The following is a 17,233-nucleotide window of genomic DNA, read 5'->3' as shown; positions in this document are numbered from 1 at the left end:
TAAGAGACAGGTGTGCAGCCGGCCCTTCCCGTCAATGGGTCAGTCGCGTTCGATCTGGTGGCCGATGACGGTGGGGCCCAGCATCACGGCGAAGCCGGAGCCGTCACGGCGCGGGTCCGCCGCCGGCAGCTCCACCGGCTCGCCGGTGGCGGTGGCGGCCACCGGGCGCGGCCCGACCCAGGCGACGGCCACGTCGGTCTCACCCTTGAGGAAGCGGTGGGCCCGTACCCCGCCGGTCGCCCGCCCCTTGGCCGGGTACGCCTGGAACGGCGTGACCTTCACCGTGGCGCCCGTCGAGGTGACCACCATCGGCTCACCGTGAACCGGGTCGTCGGTGCGGACCGCGCCGAAGAACACCACCCGGGAACCGGCGGGCAGGTTGATGCCCGACATGCCGCCGCCCTTGGTCCCCTGCGGCCGGACCAGCCCGGCGGCGAACCGCAGCAGCGACGCCTCCGAGGTGACGAAGGTGAGCGTCTCCGCGCCGTCGGTGAGCCAGGTCGCCCCGACCACCTCGTCGCCCTCCCGCAGCCCGATCACCTCGAACTCGTCGGAGCGGACCGGCCACTCCGGCGCGCAGACCTTGACCACGCCCTGCCGGGTGCCCAGGGCCAGGCCCGGGGAGCCCTCGGCCGCCGGCCCGAGCGGCGCCAGCCCGACCACGGTCTCCCCCGGTTCCAGCGGCACCAGCTCGGCGGCGGCCATCCCGCCGCACAGCGACACCGTCCCCGCCTGCTCGGGCAGGACCGGCAGCGGCAGCACGTCGACCTTGAACGCCCGGCCGGCGCTGGTCACGAGCAGCACCCGGCCCCGGGCGGTGGAGTGCACGACGGCGCGTACGGCGTCGTGCTTGACCCGGCCGTGCCGCCGGCGCCCCTCGGACGCCTCCTCCGACTCGGCCGCGGTCCGGGCGACCAGCCCGGTCGCGGAGAGGATCACCTGGCAGGGGTCGTCGGCGACCTCCAGCGGGCCGGCCGGCGCGGACGCGGCCAGCACCTCCTTGAGGTCCCCGTCGACGAGCGTGGTGCGGCGCGGCGCGCCGAACTGCTTCACCACCGCCGCCAGCTCGTCGGAGACGACCTTCTTCAGCACCTTCGGGTCGTCGAGGATGGTGGAGAGCTCGGCGATCTCCTTGCGGAGCTTCTCCTGCTCGGCCTCCAGCTCGATCCGGTCGTACTTGGTCAACCGGCGCAGCGGAGTGTCCAGGATGTAGGTGGCCTGGATCTCGGAGAGCTTGAACTTCTGCATCAGGCCGTCCTTGGCGGCCTGCGCGTCCTCGCTGGCCCGGATCAGCTTGACCACCCTGTCGATGTCGAGCAGGGCGATCAGCAGACCGTCGACCAGGTGCAGCCGCTCCTCGCGCTTGCGGCGCCGGTAGGAGCTGCGCCGGGTCACGACCTCGTAGCGGTGGGCCAGGAAGACCTCCAGCAGCGCCTTCAGCCCGAGGGTCTGCGGCTGCCCGTCGACCAGCACCAGGTTGTTGACGCCGAACGACTGCTCCAGCGGGGTGAGCCGGTAGAGGTCGGCGAGCAGCGCCTGCGGGTTGACCCCGACCTTGCACTCGATCACCAGGCGGGTGCCGCTCTCGCGGTCGGTGAGGTCCTTGACGTCGGCGATGCCGGTGAGCCGCTTGGTCTTGTTGACCTCGTTGGTGATGGCCGCGATGACCTTCTCGGCGCCGACGCCGTACGGCAGCTCCACGACGGTGATCGCCTGCCGGCCACGGCTGCCCTCCAGCGGGCCGATCTCGACCTTGCCCCGCATCCGGACGACGCCGCGCCCGGTCTCGTAGGCCCGCCGCACCTCGTCGAGCCCGAGCAGCACGCCACCGGTGGGCAGGTCCGGACCGGGGACGAACTCCATGAGCTTGTCGAGCGTGGCGTCCGGGTGGTTGATCAGCCAGCGGGCGGCGGAGACGACCTCGCCGAGGTTGTGCGGGATCATGTTGGTCGCCATGCCGACCGCGATCCCCGACGCGCCGTTGACCAGCAGGTTGGGGAACGCGGCGGGCAGCACGGTGGGCTGGGTCAGCGAGCCGTCGTAGTTGGGCTCGACGTCGACCGTGTCCTCGCCCAGCTCGCCGACGAGCAGCATCGCCTCCCGCGACATCCGGGCCTCGGTGTAACGCGACGCCGCCGGCCCGTCGTCCGGGCTGCCGAAGTTGCCGTGCCCGTCGATGAGGGGAACGTTCAACGAGAAGCTCTGCGCCAGCCGCACCATCGCGTCATAGATCGCGGTGTCGCCGTGCGGGTGGTACTTGCCCATGCAGTTGTGGACCACGTAGCCCTCAGCCGCGAAGGCGTGCTCGTCGGAGTCGACCTGGATGTCGTAGGTGGTAGCGGACGCCACGGCTTCGACGGAGACGACCCGCAGGAACGACCGCCCAGCCAACGCCTCGAGTCGGCCGGCGAGGGGCGAACCGATGCGCCGGAGTTTGCGGACCCAACCGTCCCGCTCCGCGCGCCAGAGCGGAAACGACCGCTCCGACAAGGGCAGGCCGTCGCGGTCCCTGCCGTACCGCACCTTGTGCCCAGGGCCTGACAGGGACGCCCGGAAGGCGTTGCCGTCCTCGTCGCGGAACCATCCACCGCCCTGATGGGCGTTGGTGAACTCCTGCATCACCGGCCGGCACGGCAGGCGGTCGTTGCCCTGTTTGCCCCCGTATCGATAGCCCAGTTCGACCACCCGCCGGAGGCCGTCGCTCTTGTAACCGATGCGCACCCAGGGCAGGAGCAACTCGGCGACCACAGCAGCATCCCGGCCGGTGACGGAGAGGCCGAGAAGCGGGCGGTGGCCGTCGCGTCCGCTGTTCCAGTGGTGACCGTGCACCCCTAGGTCGGCGAGCATGGAGTAGATCTGACGCACCAACACCTCGCTGGTGCTCACGAAGACGAGTTCGCGGAAACGCTTGCGGACGTAGCCGTCACCGTCGAAGAAGCCGGCGAGGAACGGCGCCCACGCGGAACGGTTTGCGAGCACGTCGGCGGGCACGCGCTTCGCGTGGCTGAGCGGCGTGCCGGCCTCGAGCAGCCCCTCGTGCCTGGCGAACGTGAGGATGTGCTGGTCGCGATGGCGCGGATTGCTTGCTTCGCGCTTGCCTCGGGAGGCGTTCAACCCGTTCGCGATGGCCCACCCGTGGGCGACGTCGAGCGGTTCGACGTCGCACATGTGCAGCCGTACGCGGCCGTCCGCGTCGCGAGACCGATCGACGGCGAAGCCTTCGGCCACCACGAGCCCACGGACATAGTCGTACGAATCGCCGCCGGATGCGGGTGCCGGCGCCGCCCCGCGGCGCGTTCCGTACGCGACAGTGAGATGCCCAGTCAGGTCTCGGGCTTCCACCCACCGGACAGCCAGGTCCTCATCCACCACACGGAACCGCTGTCCGGGCGTCACGACCATGGTGTGGCCGTTTTCCCACGTGACCCGGACCAGGTCCGAATCCGGATTCCGATAAGCAGCAGCCACCGGGATGGCAGCCCCGTCGCCGTCCAACACGAGGTCGCCGACGTCGACATCCTCGATCGGCCGCAGGCCCTCGGGCGTCGAGACCAGGGTCCCGGCGACGAAGCAGTCCCCGACGATGCGCGCGGACTTCACGTGCCCCCGGTCGGGGCGGTGCCCCTGCTCGTACATGGACCAGAGGATGCGCCGGTGCACCGGCTTGAGGCCGTCGCGGGCGTCGGGCAGGGCGCGGGAGTGGATCACCGAGAAGGCGTACTCCAGATAGGAGTCGGAGACCTCGGTGACCAGCGGATTGTCGAAGACCCGCGCGCCGGCCTGGTCGAAGGCGGACAGGTCCACCTTGGCGCGGTCGTCCTTACGGCGTGCCATGGTTCAGCTTCCCTCTCGGCGGGCGGTGCTCATGCGTCGATCGCCTCGCGGTCGACCCGGTCGGCAGAGTCGATCAGCCAGTTGCGGCGCGGCTCGACCTTCTCCCCCATCAGCAGTTCGAGGATCCGCTCGGCGGCGTCGACGTCGTCGAGGGTGATCCGGCGGACCGCCCGGGTGGCCGGGTTCATCGTGGTCTCCCACAACTCGTCGGCGTCCATCTCGCCCAGACCCTTGAACCGCGGGATCGGGGTGACGATCTGCTTGCCGGCCTTCTCCAGCTTGCGGACCGTCGCCTCCATCTCCGCCTGCGTGTAGGTGTAGATCGTTTGCGGGTTGCGCCCCCTGGTGGTGATCTTGTGCAGGGGCGGCATGGCCGCGTAGAGCCGGCCGGCCTCGATCAGCGGGCGCATGTAGCGGGCGAAGAGCGTGATCAGCAGGGTGCGGATGTGCGCGCCGTCCACGTCGGCGTCCGCCATGATCAGCACCCGGCCGTAGCGCATCGCGGAGAGGTCGAACGTGCGGCCGGAGCCGGCGCCGAGCACCTGCACGATGGCAGCGCACTCGGCGTTGTCCAGCACCTGCTGGAGGTTCGCCTTCTGCACGTTGAGGATCTTGCCCCGGATCGGGAGCAGCGCCTGGTACTCGGCGGAGCGGGCGAGCCGGCCCGTCCCCAGCGCGCTGTCGCCCTCCACGATGAACAGCTCGCTGCGCTCGATGCCGGCGGCCCGGCAGTCGACCAGCTTGGGCGGCATCGACGCGCCCTCCAGGGCGGTCTTGCGGCGGGCGGCGTCCTTCTGCTGCTTCTGCGTCAGCCGCACCCGGGCCGCGTCGACGATCTTCTGCAGGACCGTACGCGCCTCGGCCTTGGTCCTCCGGTCCTCCAGCCAGGCCTTCAGGTGCTGCTCGACCAGCCCCTGGATGACCTTGGTGATGCCGGCGGTGGAGAGCTCGTCCTTCGTCTGCGAGGTGAACTGCGGCTCCGGGATCCGGACGTGCACGACCGCCGTCATGCCCTCCAGGACGTCGTCCAGGGTGGGCGGGTCCTCCTTGGCCTTGAGTAGGCCACGGGTGTTGCGGACGGCGTCGGCGAGGGTACGCGCCAGGCCCCGCTCGAAGCCCTTGCGGTGGGTGCCGCCGTGCGCGTTGCGGATGGTGTTGGTGAAGCACTCGACGGTGCGCTCGTAGCCGGTGCCCCAGCGGAAGGCCACCTCGACCTCGGCCCGACGCTGCACGTTGGACTGCATGACCCCGTTGGCGTCGGCGGCGTTCTCCCGGTAGGTGCCCTCGCCGGTGACCATCAGCATGCCGGAGACGGGCCGGTCGCCGGCCGGGGCGAGGAACTCCACCATGTCGGTCAGGCCGTTGGGGTAGTGGAAGCTCTCCTCGGTCGGCTCCTCCCCGGTGTGGTCGCGCAGCGTGTAGCTCACGCCCGGCACCAGGAACGCCGTGTTGCGCAGCTTCGTCCGCACCGCGTCGGCGTCCAGCGTGGCGCCGGTCTCGAAGTAGCGCGCGTCGTGCCACCAGCGGATCGAGGTGCCGGTGCGCTGGCCGCGCTTCATCGCGCCGACGATCTGGAGCCCGGGGCCCGGGGTGAACGCGGCCTCGGGGCCGTCGCCGTCGAAGATCCCCGGCACGCCGTGCCGGAACGACATCGCGTGGACCTTGCCGCCCCGGCGGACGGTGACGTCGAACCGGCGGGACAGCGCGTTGACCGCCGAGGCGCCCACGCCGTGCAGACCGCCGGAGGTCTTGTAGCCGGAGCCGCCGAACTTGCCGCCGGCGTGCAGCCGGGTGAGCACCAGCTCGACGCCGGAGATGCCGGACTTGGCGTGCACGTCGGTGGGGATGCCCCGGCCGTCGTCGTCGACCTGGACCGAGCCGTCGGCGTGCAGCGTCACCTCCACCTTCGTGGCGTGGCCGGCGACGCCCTCGTCCGTGGAGTTGTCGAGGATCTCGTTGACGAGGTGACCCACGCCACGGCTGTCGGTGGAGCCGATGTACATGCCGGGCCGCTTGCGAACGGCGTCCAGCCCCTCGAGGTGCGTGAGGTCGTCGGCCCCGTACAGGGTCTCAGGCTCTGCGGTCAACTGGTCGTACTCCCAGGTCTCGGCGATGTGGTGCCGCGTCCGACGTCGCGGGCCGGCCGGCGCGCCGCAGCGAGCCTAACCGGGAGATGCGACAGGACGACGGCGCCCCGCAGCGAGGCGCGCTCCCCGTCGCGGGGCGGAGCCGGGCGGCGCGGTCGCGCGTTCCGTCCGGATCCGGCACGTCGGTGCCGCCGTGACCGGTTTGCGAACGAGCCGGCGACGGGCGGGTCCACCTGCACAACACCCGCGCCCCGGCGCGCCTTCCCGCAGCGACGGACGCCGCCGCCCCGGCGCGTCGCGGGGTGGTCGCCGGCACCGGTCGGCGGGTGCTCCGGCCAGCCCAGACCCCGACCGCTGCTGCCGGGCGGGGGCCGACCGGCGCACCGGGGCGGATGTCCCGCACGGAACGATTTGGTGACGAGCCATTGACGTCCGTCGTGCGGGAGTGATCTGATCGCGCCCTCGGAGGATCTTTCACGTTTCGATGGACAGATGGGGGACGTCATGTCCAGGTTCCGTCGTACCGCACTCGCGGCGGCGCTCGCCGTCGCCACCGCCGCCAGCCTGTCGACCGCCGTCGGGCTGCCCGCCCCGGCCTCGGCGGCCCCACCCACCGCCGCCGTGGCGCTCGGCGACAGCTTCATCAGCGGCGAGGGCGCCGGGGCGTACACCCCGGTGGTCGACGCCAACGGGGTCGCCCAGGGCTTCCCGGGTTGGACCGCCCCGAACGACAACGCGTTCTTCTGCCACCGCTCGGCGAACGCGTCCCTGCACCGGGCCAGCCTGCCGGGCATCCAGGACCGGTTCAACCTCGCCTGCTCCGGCGGCCAGCCGCACGACATCGCCGCGGCCTCCTCGGCGCGGGCCAAGGGCCGCCAGGTGGCCGCCCAGCTCGACCAGCTCCGCGCGGTCGGCCAGACCCACGACATCGACCTGGTGCTGCTCGGGCTCGGCTCGAACAACAGCTCGTTCACCTTCGGCAGCGTCGCGGAGAAGTGCGCCAACCGGTTCATCGCGGACGCCTGGACCGGCTGGTGGGAGTTCTGGGCCTACCTGGGCGGGCCGGTGGAGCAGAAGCCGTGCAGCGACGCCGACCTGGCCACCGCGGCGCAGTGGAGCGCCGCCACCGCGGAGACCACCTCGGCCGTACGCCAGCTCCTCGCCACGCTGCGCGAGATCGACGCCGACGGTCAGCACCGCGTCGTCTTCCAGGACTACACCAACCCGCTGCCGTTCGACCTCGAGTCGCGGTTCCACGAGGAGGACAGCCGGGACGACACCCGGGACAAGTTCCGCGAGCTGGGCGCCGAGCGGTACGCGGCCGGCTGCCCGATCCACCGGGCCAGCCTGCTGCCGGGGCACCGCTTCTCGCAGGGACTGGGCACCCTGGTGAAGTCCACCCGCGACACCCTGGCCGCCGAGTTCCCCGGCGCCGACCTGGTCTACCTCAACGTGCAGCGGGCCTTCGACGGCGCCCGGCTCTGCGAGTCGGGGACCAGCCCGGCCGGCGCCCTGGCCACCCCGATCCGGCTCCAGGACAACCCGCCCAACGGCGTCTTCGTCACCAGCCTCGCCGGCAAGGACAAGATCGCCATCCAGCGGATCGCGAACACCTGCGTGAGCTACTTCCAGACCTGCCAGGAGTCGTGGCACCCGAACGCCGCCGGCCACCAGGTGCTCGGGCAGTGCCTGACGGGCGCGGCCAGCACCGGTGCGCGTTCCGTGGCCTGCGTCCGCGCCGGGGACGGCTCGATCACGGTTTCCTGACCGCGAGCGCGTCGTCGGAACCCCGTGCCGCCCGGCGCGGGGTTCCGCCGCGTCCGGGCCGGAAGGACCCGTGCCTCCGCGCGGTCGAAGGGAGCAGACCCGAGCGCGGTCGGGGCGGGCCAGGTCAGTCGGGGGTGGCCACGCCGCGCACGTGCGGGGCGGCGGGAGCCGGGAGCCGGCTGTCGGGGAAGCGGAAGGCGTCCAGTTCGGTGACGGTGAAACCCGCGGCCCGGATCGCGGCCACCGTGTCGCGGCCCGTGTGGCAGCCGCCGCAGAGCAGCGGCCAGACGGTCGCGTCGACCAACCGCTGCACGCGGCGCAGGCCCGGAGTCTGCGCGCGTACGTGCTCGAAGAAGCGCAACTGCCCGCCGGGCCGCAGCACCCGACGGGCCTCGCGCAGCGCGGCGGCCTGGTCGGCCACCGAGCAGAGGACCAGGGACAGCACCACGGCGTCGGCCTCGCCGTCGGGCGCCGGCAGCGCCTCGGCGAGGCCGTCGACCACCTCCACGGGTACGGGCGCCCCGACCGCCGCCTCCCGGGCCGCCGCCCGGAGCAGGGGCTCCGGCTCGACCGCGAGCACCCGCTCGACCGTGCCCGGGTAGTGCGCGAAGGTGCGGCCGTTGCCGGCGCCGACCTCGACCACCCGGCCCGCGAGGCCGGCGACGAGACGCCGCCGGTGGGCGGCCGCGCCGGCGCGGTCCATCGCCACGCTCGCCCGCCGGAACACCCGGGCGAACACCGGGTGGGAGACCGTGCTGCCGGACATCGCCACTCCTCAGACCGGATCGGGTACGGACCGCCGGGGCCGCGACGAGCCGGCACCGGACGGCGGCGCGGGACGCTCCGGCACGGCGGCCGACGGCGGCGCGCCGCGCTCCGGCGGCCCCTGCGGCGATGGCGGCGCGTCGGGCACCGGCCGGGGGCGGGGCAGGCCGAGGGCGAGCAGCACCGGGCCGGTCGGCCCGTCGACGAGCCCGCCGAGGGTCACGCCGTCCAGCACGGCGAGGAAGGCGTCCCGGGCCCGGCGCAGTTCGCCCCGCAGCCGGCAGGCCGCGCGCAGCGAGCAGGCCGGCTCGTCGCAGGACACCACCTCGTCGTCGCCCTCGAAGGCCCGGACCACGTGCCCCACCGTGGCGTCCCCGCCGCCCTCGGCGAAGGCCACCCCGCCGGAGCGGCCCCGGATGGTGACCAGCACCCCGAGTCGCTGCAACCGCTGCACCACCTTGGCGACGTGGTTGCGGGGCAGGTCGAGCTGGTCGGACAGCTCCTCCACGGTCATCCGTCGCGGGTTCGCGGCGGCGAGCATGGCGATGCGCAGCGCCATGTCGGTGGACCGGTTGAGCTTCACGTCCCGACCCTAACCAGCGCTGTCGACCGCCCACCACGGTCGACCGGACCCGGGGTGTGATCCGGACGACCCTGGACCCGGGACCTTCGGCCCTGAAGAGGTATTTTGAATACCTGTTTTGCTGTCGAGGCCCGAGCGGTTCAGCCAGAAGGAGACGATCGTGCTCTCGGAGTCCTCAGCAGCAGTGGTGACGGCGACCCTGCCCGCCGTGCAGGCGCACGGCGAGGCGATCACCGGCCGGTTCTACCAGCGGATGTTCGACGCGCACCCCGAGCTGCTCGACACTTTCAACCGCAGCAACCAGGCCACCGGCACCCAGAAGGCCGCCCTCGCGGCCGCCGTGGTCGCCTACGCGGAGCACCTGACCGGCGGCAGCAGCGCGCCGTGGGGGCCGATCCTGGACCGCATCGCGCACAAGCACGCCTCGCTGGGCATCACCGCCACCCAGTACACGATCGTCGGGCGGCACCTGCTCGCGGCCGTCGGCGAGGTGCTCGGCGACGCCGTCACCGCCGAGGTCGCGGCGGCCTGGGACGAGGTCTACTGGCTGCTGGCCTGCGAGCTGATCGCCCGGGAGGCCCGCCTCTACACCACCGCCGGGCTGGCCGAGGGCGAGTCCGTCTGGCGGGACTGGCGGGTCGTCGCCCGGGCCACCGAGGCGCTGGACGTCGTGTCGTTCACCCTGGTCCCGGCCGACGGCGGCCCGGTGCCCACCTTCGTCCCGGGCCGGTACACCTCGGTCGCCGTCGACCTGGACGGCGGGCGCGGCCAGCAGATCCGCCAGTACAGCCTCTCCGGCCGCCCCGGCGCCGACCACTGGCGGATCACCGTCAAGCGGGTACGCGGCACCGGCGACGCCCCCGACGGCATGGTCTCCACCTTCCTGCACGAGCGCGTGGGGGTCGACGACGTGCTCCGGCTCAGCCCGGCGTTCGGCGAGGTCAGCGCGGTGGCCGGGGAGGGCCCGCTGCTGCTGGTCAGCGCGGGCATCGGCCTGACCCCGGCGATGGCCGCGCTGGAGCACCTGGCCGCCACCGAGCCGCAGCGTCCGGTGGTGCTGGTGCACGCCGACCGGGCCGGCGCGGCGCACGCGTTCCGCGGCGAACTGCCGCGCCTGCACGCCGCGCTGCCCAACCTGCGCACCGCGCTCTGGTACGAGGACCTCACCGACGGCGAGCTGGCCGGGGTGACCGCCGAGGTGACCGCCGGCCGGGTCGATCCGGCGCTGATCCCGCTCTCCCCCGACGCCCACGTGCACCTGTGCGGGCCGCTGCCGTTCATGAACGCCGTCCGGGGCGGCCTGCTGCGCCGGGGGGTGCCGGTGGAGCGGATCGCCTACGAGGTCTTCGGTCCGGGCATGCTGCACGACCGGTCCTGATCGACAGTCGCCGAGCGGTCACGGGCGGTGGGGCGGTTCGCCCCGCCGCCCGTCGGTGTCTCCACACCCGAGCGGCGGCCGAGTCAGGACGAGCCGGGCAGGTGGCGGTTAGGAGGGAAGGCCGGGGGTAGGGACTCCTGCGGCGGGGTCCGCCAGGCGGCGAGGAGACGCCCCGGGGCTCGACCGGGTCCCCGCCGACGGGCCGGCCGATGGAGGAAGCACATGCGTATCGCGATGATCTCGGAGCACGCCAGTCCGCTCGCCGTCGGAGGGTCGGGGGAATCCGGCGCTCAGCACACGCACGTGGCGGAGCTCGCCGCCGCCCTGGTCGGCGAGGGACACGACGTCCGCGTCTACACCCGCCGGGACTCCACCCTCCCGCCCGACTCCGTGGTCACCCCGGACGGCTACCAGGTGTGCCAGGTGCCGGCCGGGCCGGCGCTGCGGGTGCCGACGGACGAGCTGCTGCCGCACCTGGGCGAGTTCGGCCGCTGGCTGGCCGGTCAGTGGCGCGACGGCGGCTGGATGCCGGACGTGGCGCACGCCCACTTCTGGACGAGTGGGCTGGCCACGCTGCACGCCGGCCGGCGCACCGGCGTGCCGGTGGTGCTCACCTACCACAGCCTCGGCTCGGTGAAGCGGCGGCAGCCGGGCGCCCGGGACACCAGTCCACCGGGCCGGGCCGGCTACGAGCGGGCCCTGGGCCGGGCCGCCGACCGGGTCATCGTGCAGTGCCAGGAGGAGGTCGGGGAGCTGGTCCGGCTCGGCGTGCCCCGGGCCCGGATGACGCTGGTCCCCGCCGGGGTCGACCAGGAGCTGTTCCGCCCCGACGGGCCCGTCGCGGTGCGCGACCCGGCCCGTCCCCGGATCGTCACCGTCGGCCGGATGGTGGAGCACAAGGGCATCCAGGACGTCGTCCGGGCCCTGCCGGCCGTGCCGGACGCCGAGTGCGTGGTGATCGGCGGCCCACCGACGGAGCTGCTCCCCGCGGACGGCTTCGCCCGCCGGCTCCACGCGCTCGCCGAGTCCTGCGGGGTCGCCGACCGGGTGAAGCTGCTGGGCGGGCTGCCCCGGAATGAGCTGGCCCCCTGGTACCGCTCGGCGGACCTGCTGGTGGCCGCCCCCTGGTACGCGCCGTTCGGGCTCACCCCGCTGGAGGGCATGGCGTGCGGGGTGCCGGTCGTCGGCACGAACGTCGGCGGGATCGCCGACAGCGTGGTCGACGGCCTGACCGGCGACCTCGTGCCACCCCGGGACCCCCGGGCCCTCGGCACCGCGGTGCGCCGGCTGCTCGCCGACAAGGTCCGGCGTTTCGCGTACGCGACGGCGGCGCTGGACCGGATCCGCAACCGGTACTCGTGGAAGCGCTGCGCCGAGCAGCTGAGCACGGTCTACGCCACGGTCAGCACGGTCGGTCGTCCCGCCCCGGCGGTGGCGTGACGCGGGCGGGGGTGGCGGGACGCGGGCGACCCGGGAACGCGTGACACCCGCCACCTGACGGTTACCCGCCGGTAGCCTCGGGCCGTAGCCTGGGGCGGTGGACGCGACGGGGGAGTACCGGCAGGAGTTCGTCGAGGTCGACGGGGCCCGCGTCGGGCTACAGGTGTATCCCGACCCGGACGGCGTCACCGACGCCCCGCTGGTGCTGATCACGCCCGCGATGGGCGTCCGGGCGCGCTACTACCGGCCGTTCACCGCCGCGCTGCGCGCCGCCGGCCTGGCCGTGGCGGTGGCCGACCTGCGCGGCACCGGGGAGAGCACCCCGAAGCCGAGCCGCGACTGCCGGTACGGCTACCCGGAACTGGCCGCCGACGTGGGCGCCGCGCTGGCGGCGCTCAAGACCCGGCGGGACGGGCGGAGGACGCTGCTGCTCGGGCACTCCCTCGGCGGGCAGGCCGCGCTGCTGCATCTCGCCGTGCACGGCGACCACGACGTCGACGGGCTGGCGCTGGTCGCCGTCGGCGTCCCGTGGTGGCGCAGCTACCCGGGCCTGCGCGGGTACGGCGTCCTGCCGTACACCCAGGGGATCGCGGCGACCGCCCGGCTGCTCGGCGTCTGGCCCGGCTGGGGCTTCGGCGGCCGGCAGGCGCGCGGGGTCATCCGGGACTGGGCGCACACCGCACGGACGGGGCGCTTCCCGCACCTGGACGGGGTGGACGCCGAGGCGGCCGTGCGGGCGCTGCGCACCCCCGTCCTCGCGGTCAGCGTCGACGACGACCAGTACACCCCGCACGAGACCGTCGACCACCTGTGCGCGAAGCTGGCCGCGGCGCCCCTCGTCCGCGAGCGCTACACGGCGGCGCAGGCCGGCGCCCGGATGGACCACTTCACCTGGGTACGCGCGAGCGCGCCGCTGGCGGCGCGGGTGGCCCGCTTCGCCGCCGACCTGCCGGCCCGCTGACCCGTCCTCAGCCGACCCGCAGCGCCAGCAGGGCGACGTCGTCGTCCGGCTCGGCCGTCAGCTCGGCGAGGAGCGCGTCGCAGAACGGTTCCAGCGGCAGGTGGCACAGCCGTGCGGCCGCCTCCCGCAGGCGTTCGACGCCCACGTCGATCAGGGTGTCGCGTCGCTCGACGAGCCCGTCGGTGTAGAGCAACAGGGTCGCGCCCGGTGCGAGGAGGAGCTCGTGGTCACGCCGGGGCAGCGGTCCGACGCCGAGCAGCGGGTCCGGGTCGGTGGCCAGCAGCCGCGCCGTGCCGTCGGGGTGCACGAGCACCGGCGGCGGATGGCCGGCGTTGCACCAGGTGAGGTGCGCCGCCCGCGGGTCGCCGGAGGCGGGCGGGACGCGGACGTGTCCGACCACGGCCGAGGCGAACGTCGACACGCCCAGCCCGCGCAGGGCCCGTTCGAGCCCGGCGAAGATCGCCGCCGGCGGCTCGCCCAGCACGTACGCGACACCGCGCAGGGTGTTGCGGATCTGGGCCATCGCGACCAGCGCGGCCCGGTCGTGCCCGGTGACGTCGCCGATCACCAGGGTGGTGGCCCCGTCGGCGGCACGGAAGGCGTCGTACCAGTCCCCGCCGACCTGTTCGTGCTCCACCGCCGGGTGGTACCGCACCGCGATGTCGAGGCCGGCCACCGGCGGCGGGTCGGAGAGCAGGCTGCGTTGCAGCGTCTCGGAGGTCCGCCGCTGCTCCCGGTGCACCCGGATCCGGTCGAGCGTCTGCGCGCACTGCGCCGCGAACGCGCCCAGCACCTCGACCTCGCGCGGCGTGAACGGATGCGGCGCGCGCCAGCCGACGGTCAGCGAGCCGAGCAGCCGCTCCCCCACCCGCAGCGGCAGGGCGGCCCACGCCTCCAGCCCCGTCGAGGCGACGACGTCGGCCATCCCGGCGGTGAAGTCCAGGGCGGCGGCCCGGTCGGGCAGGAAGACCGTGTGGCCCGCGTACGCCGAGACGCTGGACGGCAGCGGGCCGGTCAGCGGCAGCTCGGCGAAGCGGGCGCGGGCGACACCACCGAGGCTGTCGGTGAGGGTGAGCCGCAGCAGGTCGCCGTCGTCGTCCCGGACGGCCACGGCGCCGCCGTCGGCGTCGAGCGCCCCGAGGCCCCGGTCGACGACCACCTCGGTCAGCTCGGCGACGCTCTCGCAGCCGGCCAGGTCGGCGGCCAGGTCGACCAGGGTGGCGAGGCGGCGGTTCGCCACCGCCTGGGCCTCCAGCGCGCCGCGCAGCTCCCGCGCCCGGGCGTACAGGTCGGCCTCGGCCTCCTCCATGCGTCGCCGGAAGGTCTCGCCGCGGGCCTGCTCGTCCCCGCTCCGTCGCCGTTCCTGGACGAAGTCCGTGACGTCCTCGGGTCGGTGCAGCAGCAGCACGACGCGCCCGTGGTCGTCGAGGATCGGCACGTTCATCGGGCTCCAGTACCGCCGCACGAAGCCGCCGGTCCCGTCGGGGATGTCGTAGCGCTGCAACGCCATCGTGTCCGGCAGGCCCGTGTCCCGGGCCCGCAGCAGGGAGGCCCGCAGGTTGGGCACCCCGCTGCCCTCCGGGTGGTCCGGGTTCGCCGGGAACACGGCGAACAGCTCCCGCCCGAGAAGCTCCTCGCGGGTGCGGGCGGTGGCGCGCAGGTACGCCTCGTTGGCCTCGACGATCACCAGGTCCGGGGTGAGCACCAGGTACGGCGACGGCGCGGCGGCGAAGATCCGTGCGTGGTCCACCGCCGCCGGTTCTCCCGCCCGGTCCCGTCCGTCACGCACGTTCCCTCGCTCCCGACCTCGCCACCGGGCCCGTACGCCGTTCCCGGGCGGCGTACGCGCCGCCCGGGAGGCACGTCGTTCACTCGTCGGTGTCGACGGGCACCATCTCGCCGTCCCGTTCCACGCGGGTCTCGCCGCGCTCGGCCGGCGGCGGCACCTGGGCCGTGGTCTTGCGCGGATCGTTGTCCGGGTGCATCAGCACCGCGTCGGTCGACGCGGTCTTCTCCCGGCTCTCCTCGGGCTGCGACATCCGCTTCCCCTCTCGTCGGGTCGTCCGACGATCTACCCGCCACCGGCCCCGCCGACTCCCCCCGCCCGGTCCCGATCGTCGGTCGGCACCGACGCCACCGGTTCCCGCTCTTCCCCGGTATCCGTGCCGCTGCGGCGTATCGGCAGGTGACGGGCGGGATTAGCCGACCGGGCGGCGGGTATGCCGCACCGCCCGACACGGTGGAAGGGGATCAGATGTCCGAACGACACACCGCACTGCGCTCGATGCACGACCTGGGCCTGGCGGCCTGGTTCGGGGGCTCCCTGATGGGAGCATTCGGCGTCAACGGCGCGGCGGCACAGATGAACGACTCGACCCAGCGGTTGCCGATGGCCTCGGCCGGCTGGGCCCGGTGGACCCCGGTGAACGCCGCAGCGATCGGCGCCCACCTGGCGGGGGCCGTCGGGGAACTGGTGACGGAGAGCCCCCGGGTGGCCGCCCAGTCGGGAGTGGCCCGGGCCAGCACGCTGAAGACGGCGTTGACGGTCGGCGCGCTGGCGGTGACCGGCTACAGCCGGCTGCTCGGCATGAAGTTGGAGAAGGCCGGCGGGCCGGCGGTCGAGGGGGTCACCGAGCCGAACTCGCACACGCCGTCGAACGTGGCGTCGTGTCAGCGGCAGATGCGGATGCTCCAGTGGGCGATCCCGGCGATGACCGGGGCGCTCATCGTGATGACCGCGTACATGGGCGAGCAGCAGAAGCCCGGCGAGGTGTTCCGGGGAATGCTGGGGCGCGTGGGCGGCACGCGGAACGCGCCGAAGGGGATCGGCGCGCTCATGGCGATGGGCATGTCCAACAGGAAGCGGATGGCGAAGTCCGGCCGCTGCTGACCGACGTGCCGCGCGGCGTCCCGCCGACTCCTCGGCGGCGGGGCGCCGCCGCGTGTCCTCCGGCACGGGGCGCCGCCGCGTGCCCTGCGCCCGGTGCCGTCCGGCCGCCGGGTCGCCGCGAGGCATGACCGCCCCCGCGACGGGCAATCGGAGCCGGTACCGGCGGACCGACCAGCGAGGTGGCCAATGACGGCAGGAGACGGACGCGGCGGGGACCGACGCCCACCGGAGGCGACCACCGCATGGGTGACCAGGGACGGGCTGGACGTGGAGCCGCCGTGGGGCACCGGCGAGCACGACCCCATGGACGAGGGCAGCGAGGAGACCGCCGTACCGGAGGGGCGGCGCGGGGAGCGGCGGGCCGACGAGCCGGCGGGACCGTCCGGCCCCGCCGGGCGGCACGGCTTCGGCCCGGTCGAACCGACCCCCACGCGGCCGGCGGGCCCCGGCGCGCCGCCGGACCCGGCACCGGCCCGGCGGTCCTTCCCCGACGCCGCCGACGTCGAGGAGCGGACGGAGGACGCGCTGCGGACCAGGGGCCGACGCTCCTGACCGGCGCGCCCACGGCCGGGTCGCGGCCGGGACGGCGCCCGTGCCGAGCGTGCGGCGTCAGGCGCGTCCGGCCGCGCGCAGCAGCCGGAGTTGACCGATCTCGGCCGCGTTCTTCATCAACTCGGCGTTGACCCAGCCGAGCGTGTGCGCCACCGTGTGCCCCGAGTCGTCCTGCCACGGGAACGGCGCGGCACCCTCTAGGTCGGTGTCGCCGAGGCGGTCGAGCTGACCGAGCCACTCGGCGCGCAGGCCGCGCAGCCAGGCGACCGTCGGCTCGCCCGCGCCCGGCCATCCGACGTCGGTGCGCTGCCGTGGTGGCCGTCCTGCGAGATGGTCCATGGTCACCGTCCACCACCAGCCGATGTGCCACGACAGCCAGGCGATCGTCGGCACCGGCACGGGGTCGGGCTCGGTGTCGGCCCAGTCGGGTGTCCAGCGGCCGTCGGGGCCGCGACGCACCGTCCAGCAGAGCGCGGTTGGCTCCCAGAGGAAGTCCGCCGCGTCGAGGCGCTCGAGGTGGTATTCGAACAGCGACCACGTCAGGTCGAACTGGAAGCGCAGGAGCGCGCGGGAGGTTGCCGCCATCGGGCGATCATCCCCGAGGGCGGTGGCCCCGGTCGACGGAATAAGACCTGGCGCCACGACCCCCGGGCCGGCCGGTGCCGGCGGCTTGCCCGGCCAACTCCTGGCGGCGACCCGCCCGGCCGGCTCGTGTCGGCGACCAGCCCGGCCACGGCCGCCGCCGCGCTGGACGAGCTCAGCCGCTGGCGGTGTCCTCTCCGGCGACCTCGGCGGGGTCGTCCGTTACCGGGTGTCCGGTGTCGTCCACCAGGCCGGGGGCCATGCTGCCCCCGTGCGCCTCCTGCGCCTGCCGGGTCTCGCGCGCCGCCGCGTCCTGCGGTACGCCCGGCGCGTCCCCCGGGTGCTCCTGCCGCTGCTCACCCATCACCGCGTCCCCTTCCGTCGCTCACGTCCC

13 protein-coding genes and 3 pseudogenes are annotated in these 17,233 nt (G+C 74.1%); 6 read left to right on the top strand and 10 right to left on the bottom strand.

Annotation, left to right across the window (positions count from 1 at the left end; genetic code table 11):
• Nucleotides 1–39 precede the first annotated feature (39 nt).
• From ACSNN9_RS02300 to ACSNN9_RS02285, 4 genes and pseudogenes are all read right to left on the bottom strand, one after another.
• Nucleotides 40–2,280 (bottom strand): annotated as a pseudogene (locus ACSNN9_RS02300) (DNA gyrase/topoisomerase IV subunit A); the annotation flags it as partial.
• Between the two features lie 489 nt (nucleotides 2,281–2,769).
• Nucleotides 2,770–3,600 (bottom strand): annotated as a pseudogene (locus ACSNN9_RS02295) (LAGLIDADG family homing endonuclease); the annotation flags it as partial.
• Nucleotides 3,574–3,834: pseudogene (locus ACSNN9_RS02290) on the bottom strand (DNA gyrase subunit A); the annotation flags it as partial. The pseudogenes ACSNN9_RS02295 and ACSNN9_RS02290, both read right to left, overlap by 27 nt.
• A 29-nt stretch (nucleotides 3,835–3,863) precedes the next feature.
• The gene (locus ACSNN9_RS02285; RefSeq protein ID WP_436670948.1) at nucleotides 3,864–5,921 is read right to left on the bottom strand and encodes a DNA gyrase/topoisomerase IV subunit B; all 2,058 of its coding nucleotides are present in this window, start codon (nucleotides 5,919–5,921) and stop codon (nucleotides 3,864–3,866) included.
• 504 nt (nucleotides 5,922–6,425) lie between these two features.
• On the opposite strand from ACSNN9_RS02285, the gene ACSNN9_RS02280 reads away from it, so the two are divergent.
• The gene (locus ACSNN9_RS02280; RefSeq protein ID WP_436670947.1) at nucleotides 6,426–7,688 is read left to right on the top strand and encodes a hypothetical protein; all 1,263 of its coding nucleotides are present in this window, start codon (nucleotides 6,426–6,428) and stop codon (nucleotides 7,686–7,688) included.
• A 124-nt stretch (nucleotides 7,689–7,812) separates the two neighbouring features.
• Here ACSNN9_RS02280 and ACSNN9_RS02275 read toward each other — a convergent pair whose 3' ends face one another.
• Together ACSNN9_RS02275 and ACSNN9_RS02270 are read right to left on the bottom strand one after the other, a co-directional pair.
• A complete protein-coding gene (locus tag ACSNN9_RS02275; protein WP_436670946.1) occupies nucleotides 7,813–8,454 on the bottom strand; it encodes a class I SAM-dependent methyltransferase in 642 nt (213 codons plus the stop codon).
• A 9-nt stretch (nucleotides 8,455–8,463) separates the two neighbouring features.
• On the bottom strand, nucleotides 8,464–9,036 hold the full coding sequence (locus ACSNN9_RS02270; protein ID WP_436670945.1) for an Rrf2 family transcriptional regulator: 573 nt from the start codon (nucleotides 9,034–9,036) through the stop codon (nucleotides 8,464–8,466).
• A gap of 157 nt (nucleotides 9,037–9,193) precedes the next feature.
• On the opposite strand from ACSNN9_RS02270, the gene ACSNN9_RS02265 reads away from it, so the two are divergent.
• The 3 genes from ACSNN9_RS02265 to ACSNN9_RS02255 all read left to right on the top strand — a co-directional run bounded on the left by ACSNN9_RS02265 (nucleotide 9,194) and on the right by ACSNN9_RS02255 (nucleotide 12,815).
• Nucleotides 9,194–10,414 carry a globin domain-containing protein gene (locus tag ACSNN9_RS02265; RefSeq protein WP_436670952.1) on the top strand — a complete coding sequence of 407 codons (1,221 nt, stop codon included), beginning with the start codon at nucleotides 9,194–9,196 and terminating at the stop codon, nucleotides 10,412–10,414.
• Nucleotides 10,415–10,636: 222 nt separating this feature from the next.
• Entirely contained in the window at nucleotides 10,637–11,854 is a 1,218-nt protein-coding gene (locus ACSNN9_RS02260; RefSeq protein WP_436670944.1) for a glycosyltransferase, read from the top strand.
• A gap of 97 nt (nucleotides 11,855–11,951) precedes the next feature.
• Nucleotides 11,952–12,815 (top strand): alpha/beta hydrolase family protein, encoded by an 864-nt coding sequence (locus tag ACSNN9_RS02255; protein WP_436670943.1) that lies wholly within the window; start codon nucleotides 11,952–11,954, stop codon nucleotides 12,813–12,815.
• Between the two features lie 7 nt (nucleotides 12,816–12,822).
• On the opposite strand, the gene ACSNN9_RS02250 is transcribed toward ACSNN9_RS02255, so the two are convergent.
• Complete coding sequence (locus tag ACSNN9_RS02250) at nucleotides 12,823–14,604, bottom strand: SpoIIE family protein phosphatase (protein WP_436670942.1); 1,782 nt, start codon at nucleotides 14,602–14,604, stop codon at nucleotides 12,823–12,825.
• A 79-nt stretch (nucleotides 14,605–14,683) separates the two neighbouring features.
• Entirely contained in the window at nucleotides 14,684–14,854 is a 171-nt protein-coding gene (locus tag ACSNN9_RS02245; protein WP_172896549.1) for a hypothetical protein, read from the bottom strand.
• Between the two features lie 215 nt (nucleotides 14,855–15,069).
• On the opposite strand from ACSNN9_RS02245, the gene ACSNN9_RS02240 reads away from it, so the two are divergent.
• Nucleotides 15,070–15,705 (top strand): hypothetical protein, encoded by a 636-nt coding sequence (locus ACSNN9_RS02240; RefSeq protein ID WP_436670941.1) that lies wholly within the window; start codon nucleotides 15,070–15,072, stop codon nucleotides 15,703–15,705.
• A 246-nt stretch (nucleotides 15,706–15,951) separates the two neighbouring features.
• On the top strand, nucleotides 15,952–16,257 hold the full coding sequence (locus ACSNN9_RS02235; protein WP_357876626.1) for a hypothetical protein: 306 nt from the start codon (nucleotides 15,952–15,954) through the stop codon (nucleotides 16,255–16,257).
• Between the two features lie 57 nt (nucleotides 16,258–16,314).
• Here the strand turns inward: ACSNN9_RS02235 and ACSNN9_RS02230 are convergent, their stop codons facing one another.
• Complete coding sequence (locus ACSNN9_RS02230; protein ID WP_436670940.1) at nucleotides 16,315–16,842, bottom strand: DinB family protein; 528 nt, start codon at nucleotides 16,840–16,842, stop codon at nucleotides 16,315–16,317.
• Nucleotides 16,843–17,014: 172 nt separating this feature from the next.
• The gene (locus ACSNN9_RS02225; RefSeq protein ID WP_436670939.1) at nucleotides 17,015–17,203 is read right to left on the bottom strand and encodes a hypothetical protein; all 189 of its coding nucleotides are present in this window, start codon (nucleotides 17,201–17,203) and stop codon (nucleotides 17,015–17,017) included.
• Nucleotides 17,204–17,233 lie beyond the last annotated feature (30 nt).

Origin of the sequence: Micromonospora sp. URMC 107, from assembly GCF_051386315.1 — a bacterium.
Classification (GTDB): Bacteria; Actinomycetota; Actinomycetes; order Mycobacteriales; family Micromonosporaceae; genus Micromonospora.
The sequence above is the reverse complement of the archived record's forward strand: the minus strand, read 5'-3'. Positions and strand labels throughout refer to the sequence as shown.

What these genes read in the sequence shown, in the direction of transcription:
- ACSNN9_RS02280 (WP_436670947.1), top strand. Translation starts at nt 6,426, where the DNA reads ATGTCCAGGTTCCGTCGTACCGCACTCGCGGCGGCGCTCGCCGTCGCC.
- ACSNN9_RS02275 (WP_436670946.1), bottom strand. Translation starts at nt 8,454, where the DNA reads ATGTCCGGCAGCACGGTCTCCCACCCGGTGTTCGCCCGGGTGTTCCGG.
- ACSNN9_RS02260 (WP_436670944.1), top strand. Translation starts at nt 10,637, where the DNA reads ATGCGTATCGCGATGATCTCGGAGCACGCCAGTCCGCTCGCCGTCGGA.
- ACSNN9_RS02245 (WP_172896549.1), bottom strand. Translation starts at nt 14,854, where the DNA reads ATGTCGCAGCCCGAGGAGAGCCGGGAGAAGACCGCGTCGACCGACGCG.
- ACSNN9_RS02240 (WP_436670941.1), top strand. Translation starts at nt 15,070, where the DNA reads ATGTCCGAACGACACACCGCACTGCGCTCGATGCACGACCTGGGCCTG.
- ACSNN9_RS02230 (WP_436670940.1), bottom strand. Translation starts at nt 16,842, where the DNA reads ATGGCGGCAACCTCCCGCGCGCTCCTGCGCTTCCAGTTCGACCTGACG.
- ACSNN9_RS02225 (WP_436670939.1), bottom strand. Translation starts at nt 17,203, where the DNA reads ATGGGTGAGCAGCGGCAGGAGCACCCGGGGGACGCGCCGGGCGTACCG.